This is a genomic window from Nocardia cyriacigeorgica, from assembly GCF_010868145.1.
Classification (GTDB): domain Bacteria; phylum Actinomycetota; class Actinomycetes; order Mycobacteriales; family Mycobacteriaceae; genus Nocardia; species Nocardia cyriacigeorgica_D.
The window spans coordinates 1-364 of the sequence record NZ_JAAGUY010000065.1 but is presented as its reverse complement, the minus strand read 5'-3'; the positions used below and the strand labels follow the sequence as shown (position 1 = coordinate 364).

Below are 364 nucleotides of genomic sequence, written 5' to 3'. Positions count from 1 at the left end.
GGCTAAGGATCGGCGGAAGCGGTCCACGTCGCGGCGTCAGGACGTCCCGGACCTGCCTCGGCTCAAGGTCGCGAAGACCACCATCGGGCGGGAGTATGCGGGCAAGTATCGGCCCTCGACGTTCCTGACGATCACTATGCCGTCCTACGGGCACGTCCATAACGATGGGGCGGTCAACTCCAAGGGCGAGGTCTGCGGGGACGGCTCACCGCGTGACCCGGATAGCTATGACTATCAGCGGTCGGCGCGGGACATCGTGCATTTCTCGGCGTTGTTCGATCGGTGGGTGCAGAACCTGCGGCGGGCGGTCGGTTGGGATGTGCAGTACTTCGCCACCGTGGAGCCGCAGCGGCGGGGTGCCCCG

General features: G+C 66.5%; 1 protein-coding gene. It reads left to right on the top strand.

The genetic code is table 11. From position 1 onward, the window contains the following. The coding region (locus GV792_RS28770; protein ID WP_375154482.1) for a replication initiator at positions 1-364 on the top strand (364 nt) is incomplete at both ends.